The sequence below is a fragment of the Hungatella sp. SL.1.14 genome, from assembly GCF_024460495.1.
Lineage (GTDB): Bacteria > Bacillota > Clostridia > Lachnospirales > Lachnospiraceae > Hungatella > Hungatella hathewayi.
Genome location: NZ_JANFYJ010000153.1, coordinates 1 through 406, shown reverse-complemented (window position 1 = coordinate 406; position 406 = coordinate 1). Strand labels below are relative to the sequence as shown.

Genomic DNA, 406 nt, shown 5'->3' with positions numbered 1-406 from the left:
CACCACATCACCGGGGCATTTTGGACTTATATCTGCATTCCTGATTAAGTATTACGGCACTGGCTGCGGGCAGGAAGCGGGGAAGCCGCTGGGGACCATCACAATGAAGGATCGATTCGGCCTCGTGAATGTAGTCACTGATATTGATGGAGAACAGTATCTCATAAAAGATATCTTTCTCCGCATGTTAAAACCGGAAGAACTTAAGAAAATGCAAGGGTTCCCGGAGGATTATATACTTAATCGGGATATTGAGGGCAAGCCGTACCCGGTCGGGGAACAGGTGGCGCGGATCGGGAATAGCGTGGTGCCGATAATGGCTCAGGCGCTCGTATCTGCAAATTGTCCGTATCTGAAAATAGGCGAGAGAATGCCGAACATGAGGATAGACGATAGCAAGGAGCAG

The 406-nt window shown here is 49.5% G+C and carries 1 protein-coding gene; it reads left to right on the top strand.

Annotated features, from left to right (window positions below):
* Positions 1 to 103: 103 nt before the first annotated feature.
* Positions 104 to 406 (top strand): DNA cytosine methyltransferase (locus NE473_RS30440; protein ID WP_349769266.1); only part of this gene is annotated, 303 nt, incomplete at its 3' end.